This is a genomic window from Rhodopseudomonas pentothenatexigens (assembly GCF_900218015.1).
Taxonomy (GTDB): domain Bacteria; phylum Pseudomonadota; class Alphaproteobacteria; order Rhizobiales; family Xanthobacteraceae; genus Rhodopseudomonas; species Rhodopseudomonas pentothenatexigens.
Genome location: NZ_UFQQ01000052.1, coordinates 1 through 7,119, shown reverse-complemented (window position 1 = coordinate 7,119; position 7,119 = coordinate 1). Strand labels below are relative to the sequence as shown.

General features: G+C 68.1%; 5 protein-coding genes. 2 read left to right on the top strand and 3 right to left on the bottom strand.

What is annotated here, in order from left to right:
• Window positions 1-577 precede the first annotated feature (577 nt).
• Window positions 578-718 carry a hypothetical protein gene (locus DWA33_RS25325; RefSeq protein WP_167443280.1) on the top strand — a complete coding sequence of 47 codons (141 nt, stop codon included), beginning with the start codon at window positions 578-580 and terminating at the stop codon, window positions 716-718.
• A 1,096-nt stretch (window positions 719-1,814) separates the two neighbouring features.
• Here the strand turns inward: DWA33_RS25325 and DWA33_RS24535 are convergent.
• The 3 genes from DWA33_RS24535 to DWA33_RS24525 all read right to left on the bottom strand — a co-directional run bounded on the left by DWA33_RS24535 (window position 1,815) and on the right by DWA33_RS24525 (window position 5,329).
• On the bottom strand, window positions 1,815-3,422 hold the full coding sequence (locus tag DWA33_RS24535) for a hypothetical protein (RefSeq protein WP_114361092.1): 1,608 nt from the start codon (window positions 3,420-3,422) through the stop codon (window positions 1,815-1,817).
• A gap of 36 nt (window positions 3,423-3,458) precedes the next feature.
• On the bottom strand, window positions 3,459-4,751 hold the full coding sequence (locus tag DWA33_RS24530; RefSeq protein ID WP_114361091.1) for an adenylosuccinate synthase: 1,293 nt from the start codon (window positions 4,749-4,751) through the stop codon (window positions 3,459-3,461).
• 266 nt (window positions 4,752-5,017) lie between these two features.
• Entirely contained in the window at window positions 5,018-5,329 is a 312-nt protein-coding gene (locus DWA33_RS24525) for a PilZ domain-containing protein (protein WP_114361099.1), read from the bottom strand.
• Window positions 5,330-5,716: 387 nt separating this feature from the next.
• On the opposite strand from DWA33_RS24525, the gene DWA33_RS24520 reads away from it, so the two are divergent.
• Entirely contained in the window at window positions 5,717-6,541 is an 825-nt protein-coding gene (locus tag DWA33_RS24520; protein WP_114361090.1) for an aldo/keto reductase, read from the top strand.
• Window positions 6,542-7,119: the final 578 nt, after the last annotated feature.

Sequence of the window (7,119 nt, the reverse complement as noted above, 5' to 3'; positions counted from 1 at the left end):
TGACGTCATCCCCGCGGAGGCGGGGATCCAGTATTGCAGGGCGCTGGTGATCGACACGAAGGCTCTGGAATACTGGGTCGCCCGCCTGCGCGGGCGATGACGGACGTTGTTGCCTGCGTCGAGATTCCGGGTTCGCTCGCTGGCGCGAGCGCCCCGGAATGACTCGAGGTGGGCGGAGCGCCGAGACGCCGAGCCCGCTCGCCAAAAATGCACCGTCATTCCGGGATGCGTGCGGAGCTCGCAGACCCGGAATCTCGGGATAGGCTGCGTGCTGCGCGAAGCCGTTCGTGATGTGCGACCGCTTGTTTCTGACGTCATCCCCGCGGAGGCGGGGATCCAGTATTGCAGGGCGCTGTGATCGACAAGAAGGCTCTGGAATACTGGGTCGCCCGCCTGCGCGGGCGATGACGGGCGTGTTAGTTGCTCACCTCGAGATTCCGGGTTCACGCGCCGGCGCGCGTGCCCCGGAATGACAGGGGTGGGGCCGCGTGCCCGGACGCCGCCCCTCCTCGCCAAAAGACACGTCATTCCGGGATGCGTGCGGAGCACGCAGACCCGGAATCTCGGGATAGGCTGCGTGCTGCGCGAAGCCGTTCGTGATCTGCGACCGCTTGTTTCCGACGTCATCCCCGCGCAGGCGGGGATCCAGTATTGCAGGGCGCTGGTGATCGACACGAAGGCTCTGGAATACTGGGTCGCCCGCCTCCGCGGGCGATGACGGACGTTGTTAGTTGCCCATGTCGAGATTCCGGGTTCACGCGCCGGCGCGCGTGCCCCGGAATGACTCGGGGTTCGGCGGAGCGCCCAGATGCCGAGCCCGCTCGCCAAAAGACACCGTCATTCCGGGATCCGTGCGACAGCACGCAGACCCGGAATCTCGGGATAGGCTGCGTGCCGCGCGAAGCCGTTCGTGATGTGCGACCGCTTGTTTCCGACGTCATCCCCGCGGAGGCGGGGATCCAGTATTGCAGGGCGCTGGTGACTGGCACGAAGGCTCTGGAATACTGGGTCGCCCGCCTGCGCGGGCGATGACGGACGTTGTTAGTTGCCCATGTCGAGATTCCGGGTTCGCTCGCTGGCGCGAGCGCCCCGGAATGACAGGGGTGGGGCCGCGTGCCCGGACGCCGCCCCTCCTCGCCAAAAGACACTGTCATTCCGGGATGCGTGCGACAGCACGCAGATCCGGAATCTCGGAATAGGCTGCGTGCCGCTCGAAGCGTTCGTGATCTGCGACCGCTTGTTTCCGACGTCATCCCCGCGGAGGCGGGGATCCAGTATTGCAGGGCGCTGGTGATCGACACGAAGGCTCTGGAATACTGGGTCGCCCGCCTGCGCGGGCGATGACGGACGTTGTTAGTTGCCCATGTCGAGATTCCGGGTTCACGCGCTGACGCGCGCGCCCCGGAATGACTCGGGGTGGGACAGAGCGCCGGCAGCCGGGCCGCTCGCCAAAAGACACCGTCATTCCGGGATGCGTGCGGAGCACGCAGACCCGGAATCTCGGGATAGGCTGCGTGCCGCGCGAAGCCGTTCGTGATCTGCGACCGCTTGTTTCCGACGTCATCCCGCGCAGGCGGGGATCCAGTATTGCAGGGCGCTGGTGATCGACACGAAGGCTCTGGAATACTGGGTCGCCCGCCTGCGCGGGCGATGACGGGCGTTGTTAGTTGCTCACCTCGAGTTTCCGGGTTCACGCGCCGGCGCGCGTGCCCCGGAATGACTGGAGGGACGACAGCGGCGCGGAATGATGCGGACGCGGAAGACGTCACCACCGGAATGCGGACGCGAAAGACTCGGGCGCGTCGCCGTCCTAGCTACTCGCCCCAGGCCCTGAAGGCGTCGTTGAAGGCGCGTTCGCCGGGACCGCCTTTTTCGATGGCGATGATGGCGCGGCGGCCGTTGCTGTAGACGATCGGCACGTCGAACCAGGACCGCTCCTTGAGCAGTTGCAGGTTGCGCGAGCGATCGGCTTCGACGTTGCTGAGGCCGACCAGGAAGAAGCCGTCGGTGACCTTGACGGCGAGCCCGGCGAGCGGCGTGCCGCGCGACTGCTCGTTCGACTTCATCAGGATGCCCGGCACGTTGGAGACGCCGCCGCCCTGGAAATCGGCCGGCAGGATGAAGGTCAGTTCCGCGGTGTGGCTGGCCGGCAGCGACGAATCGGTGTTGCGGCGGAACGACATCGTCATCTTGAACTGCCGCTCCGGCACCTCGATGTCGGCGCGCACCGCGATGTCGGCGCCGCCCTTGGCGCTGGCGCCCTTCACCTGCTCGGTCTTCCACACCACCGAGCCGACATATTGCTTGCCCTTGGGGTCGTTCGGATCCTCGTCGTACAGCACCACGCGCTGCGCCACCGGCGCGGCCTGCTCGGTCGAGGGCTGCCCGACCCGGTCGGTGATCTTCGGCCGCTCGGTCGACGGCGCGGGGGTCGCCGGGGCGGCGGTCTCGGTCGAGGGCGACGACCGCATCAGCGACATCAGGCTGCTGACCACGCCCGGGCCCCACACCAGGCCGGCGCCGATCAGCATCACCACCACGCCGATCACCAGCGCGCTGCGCAGCGGGAATTTCGACGGCGCGCGGGTCGCCTTGCGCTTCGGCTCGGCCTGCGGCCGCACCGCGGTCGGCTGCGGCGCGTAGCGCGCGGCCTCGTCGATCGATTCGTCGTAGGAATACGGCGCGTCCGGATCGGCGCGGTTCTCCATGGTCGGCTCGAGCCGGTCGAATTCCGACGACGGCGCGACGTTGGCGTAGGTCTTGCGGGCGGCGCGGTTGGCCTGCGCCGCGGCGTTGCCGAGCCCGTCGAGATCGGCGGTGACGTCGCGGAAGCCACGCAAGCCCGGCGAATTGGCCGGCGGCGGCGGCTGGTTCGGCGGCGCCCCGCGGCGCGGCGGCGCGGCAGGACCACGGCCCGGCAGCGGCGACTCCGGCGGAATCGGCGGCGGCTCGACCCGCAGCGTGCGGGACGGACGCGGCCCGGCAGCCTCCTCCGGGACCGGCTCGTCGTCCGGTGCGCGCGGGCGCACCGCCTGCGGCAGCTCCGGCTCCGGCATCGAGCCGGCCGTAGCGCCGCGATTGACCTGCGGCGGCGGATCGCCGGGCCGGCCGAGCGGACGGCTGGAAGCGCGCAGCGCATCGCCGGGGCGCGGCGCGTCGCCGGGACGGCCGCGGCCCTTCAGCTCGGCGCGGGCGGCGTCGCGGGCGCGCTGCGCCGCTTCGGACTCGACCTTGCGCACCGCTTCTTCGAGCGCCAGCCGCTCGCGGGTGATTTCGGACTCGGTCAGCGGTGGCTGCACGCCGCGCAATTGGGCGATCAACGCCGCGCGCGCGCGTTCGTAGATCGCACGCCGCTGCTCGCCCGGAGCGCTCGGGTCCAGGCTCGAAATAGCGCGTGCAATCAGCGGATAGTAATCAGCCATCTCGACTCAATTTACGATGTCTTCGGTAACATCTTATTAAGCCTCGAACGGGTTCTGCACCAGAATTGTGTCCTCCCGCTCCGGGCTGGTGGACAACAGAGCCACCGGGCAGCCGACCAGTTCCTCGATGCGGCGAACATATTTGATCGCCTGCGCCGGCAGCTCCGCCCACGACCGGGCGTTCGCCGTCGGCTCCTTCCAGCCTTCGATGGTCTCGTAGATCGGCTCGACCCGCGCCTGGGCGCCCTCGCCGGCCGGCAGATAGTCGATCTCCTTGCCGTCGAGACGATAGCCGACGCAGACCTCGACGCTGTCGAAGCCATCGAGAATGTCGAGCTTGGTCAGCGCCAGACCATGGATGCCGCAGGTCCGCACCGTCTGCCGCACCAGCACCGCATCGAACCAGCCGCAACGCCGCTTGCGCCCGGTGTTGACGCCGAATTCCTTGCCGCGGCGGCCGATCTCTTCGCCGATCTCGTTGAGGAGCTCGGTCGGGAACGGGCCGGCGCCGACGCGCGTGGTGTAGGCCTTGCAGATGCCGAGCACGTAGCCGACCGCGCCCGGGCCCATGCCGGTGCCGGTCGCCGCCTGCGCTGCCACCGTGTTGGACGAGGTGACGTAGGGATAGGTGCCGTGGTCGACGTCGAGCAGCGCGCCCTGCGCGCCCTCGAACAGGATGCGTTTGCCCTCGCGGCGCTTGATGTCGAGCAGCCGCCACACCGATTCGGCGTAGGGCAGAAGCTGCGGCCCGAGCGCCAGCAGATCCTTCAGGATCGCAGCACCGTCGAATTCCGGCAGGTTGAAACCGCGGCGCAGCGCGTTGTGGTGCGCCAGCAGCCGGTCGATCTTCTGCGGCAGCGTGTCCGGATCGGCGAGGTCCATCAGCCGGATCGCGCGGCGGCCGACCTTGTCCTCATAGGCCGGACCGATGCCGCGCTGGGTGGTGCCGATCGCGCCGGCCTTGGCGGCGTTCTCGCGCAGCGAATCCAGTTCGCGGTGCAGCGGCAGAATCAGCGTGACGTTCTCGGCGATGCGCAGATTGTCCGGCGAGATCGCGACGCCCTGGCCCTGCAGCTTCTTCACCTCGTCGAGGAAGGCCTGCGGATCGAACACCACGCCGTTGCCGATCACCGCCAGCTTCGACGGCCGCAGCACACCGGACGGCAGCAGCGCCAGCTTGTAGGTTGCGCCGTTGATCACCAGGGTGTGGCCGGCATTGTGACCGCCCTGGAAGCGCACCACGATGTCGGCCTGCTCGGAGAGCCAATCGACGATCTTTCCCTTGCCTTCGTCGCCCCACTGGGCGCCGACCACGACGACATTGGCCATTTCGAGAAGGTTCCCCTGTCACTCAACCGGATGAAGCACGATCGCGGCGCGCCGGTGGCGACGATAACGGATCGGACTCGCGCGCCCTGCAAACGCAGCCGCAGCCGCTCGCACGCGAGGCATCGCACCGGATAAAGGAAGCTGGCGTTCGACGCAAGCGAAACGCCCGCGCTGCGCCGTTGCAACACATTGTATCCCCTCTGAAATCCGCTGCGCTGAAGGGCGCCGCGGCGGCCCGGTGGAGCACGCCGCGGGACCGGCCCGGCTCAGAGGCGCGCCCGCAGCCCCGGCGCCCGCTTGGCACCCTTGCGCAGCACAATGAAACGAACCCCGATGGTATCGCCGTCCACGCGCACCAGCTCGCAGCGCCGATACGCGGCGCCGTTCGGCGTCAATACCAGAAAGAACTCGCGCAGGTTGAGCCCGGACATCGAGGTCTTCAGAATCAGCTTGGCGCCGCTTTGCGAAATGTCGGCGACGGCGCAGTCGCGCCGCCAGGTGCCGTCGACGGCGATCATCACCGAGTCCAGCGCCTTTTCGAAGCGCACTCGGGGGTCCTTGCGGTCGCCATAGGTCACGCGCGGCTCCGGGCAATGCATAACGCCGCAACCTCGTCGTCGCGGCCAAACCACTGTGCTGTCCAAAAATTGTCGGTCGACGCGCAGGCGCGAACGCCTGCGTCTCGCCGCTCCGCGCCTCGCGAAGCGGCATCGTGAAAGGACTTCCCCTGCAGTTGCAGCGAATCCTAGTTCACAACCACTTCGAATTCGTAAAATCCGATGCAGATGTCAGGCATTCGCATTCACCATCCGTTGACCCTATCTCAACGAGGCCCGCCCCTCCCGCCGGGTATCGCTTCGCAGACTTCCGGATCAGATTGCATAGACTCGGAAGCGCTCGTTTCGAGTTGACGCGTTGTTCCCGCGAACCGTGACCGCTCGGGCGAGACCGCTCCAGGAGACCGCATGGACAGCATCAACACCCAAGGACTTCACGTGCCCAAGCTCGGGCTCGGCACTTTCAAGCTGCAAGGCAGGGACTGCCACGAGGCGGTGCTGACCGCGCTCGGCCTCGGCTATCGCCACATCGACACCGCCGAGATGTACGCCAACGAGGATTTCATCGGCGACGCGCTGGAAGACACCGACGTGCCGCGCGACCAGATCCATCTCACCACCAAGGTGTGGTGGACCAACCTCGCCCCCGACGCGATCCGCAAGGCGTTCGACCAGAGCCTGCGCAAGCTGAAGACCGACTATGTCGACTTCTATCTGATCCACTGGCCGGCGCCGGAGATGAATCTCGGCGCCGCGCTGGAGACGCTGCTGAAGATCAAGGACGAAGGCGGCGCCCGCGCGATCGGGGTGTGCAACTTCCCGGTGGCGCTGATGCGCCAGGCGGTGGACGAGATCGGTGCGCCGATCGCCTGCAATCAGGTCGAGTATCATGTGCTGCTCGGCCAGACCAAGCTGCTGCCCTATCTGCAGAGCAAGGGCATTCCGCTCACCGCCTACGCGCCGCTGGCGCAGGGCCGGCTCGCGTCCTATCCGGAATTGCAGCAGATTGCCGACAAGCACGGCGCCACCGCGGCGCAGGTGGCGCTGGCCTGGCTGCTCGAGCAGGACGGCGTGATGGCGATCCCGAAGGCCCGCAGCGAGGCCAGCCAGCGCAGCAATCTCGGCGCGCTGGCCATCAAGCTCGCCGTCGACGACAAGGCGCTGATCGCCAAGCTGCCGAAGGACCAGCGCTTCGTGAACCCGGCGTTCTCGCCGGAATGGGACGCGGCCTAGCGGCGGGCTGGTCGCCGCGGCAGGCCGGCGCGTATTTGGCCCCACCCTCGTCATTCCGGGGCGCGCGCAAGCGCGAACCCGGAATCCGGAGCTGCAGGCCGACCCGCCGTGCCCCACAGCCGCGGGATTCCGGGTTCGCTCGCTGGCGCGAGCGCCCCGGAATGACCGCTGGTGGGCCGGCGTGAAGTAACAGCCGACGCGCATCGCCTCCCCACCTCCGTCATTCCGGGGCGCGCGTCAGCGCGAACCCGGAATCCGGAGCTGCAGGCCGACCCGCCGTGCCCCACAACCGCGAGATTCCGGGTTCGCTCGCTGACGCGAGCGCCCCGGAATGACCGCTGGTTGGCCGGCGTGAAGTAACAGCCGACGCGCATCGCCTCCCCACCTCCGCCATTCCGGGGCGCGCGTCAGCGCGAACCCGGAATCCGGAGCTGCAGGCCGACCCGCCGTGCGCCACAACCGCGGGATTCCTGTATCTGCGAGGTGCTGGTGCATAGTCAGCACGACAGAGGCCGCTCGGTAGATTCCCGGCCGATCATCTCGCCGTAACCCGGTGCGGGCGCCTCTGTCGGTGTTGC

Bases quoted from the DNA above. Each gene is read 5' to 3' on its own strand.
- DWA33_RS24535 (WP_114361092.1), bottom strand. From the start codon at position 3,422: ATGGCTGATTACTATCCGCTGATTGCACGCGCTATTTCGAGCCTGGAC.
- DWA33_RS24530 (WP_114361091.1), bottom strand. From the start codon at position 4,751: ATGGCCAATGTCGTCGTGGTCGGCGCCCAGTGGGGCGACGAAGGCAAG.
- DWA33_RS24520 (WP_114361090.1), top strand. From the start codon at position 5,717: ATGGACAGCATCAACACCCAAGGACTTCACGTGCCCAAGCTCGGGCTC.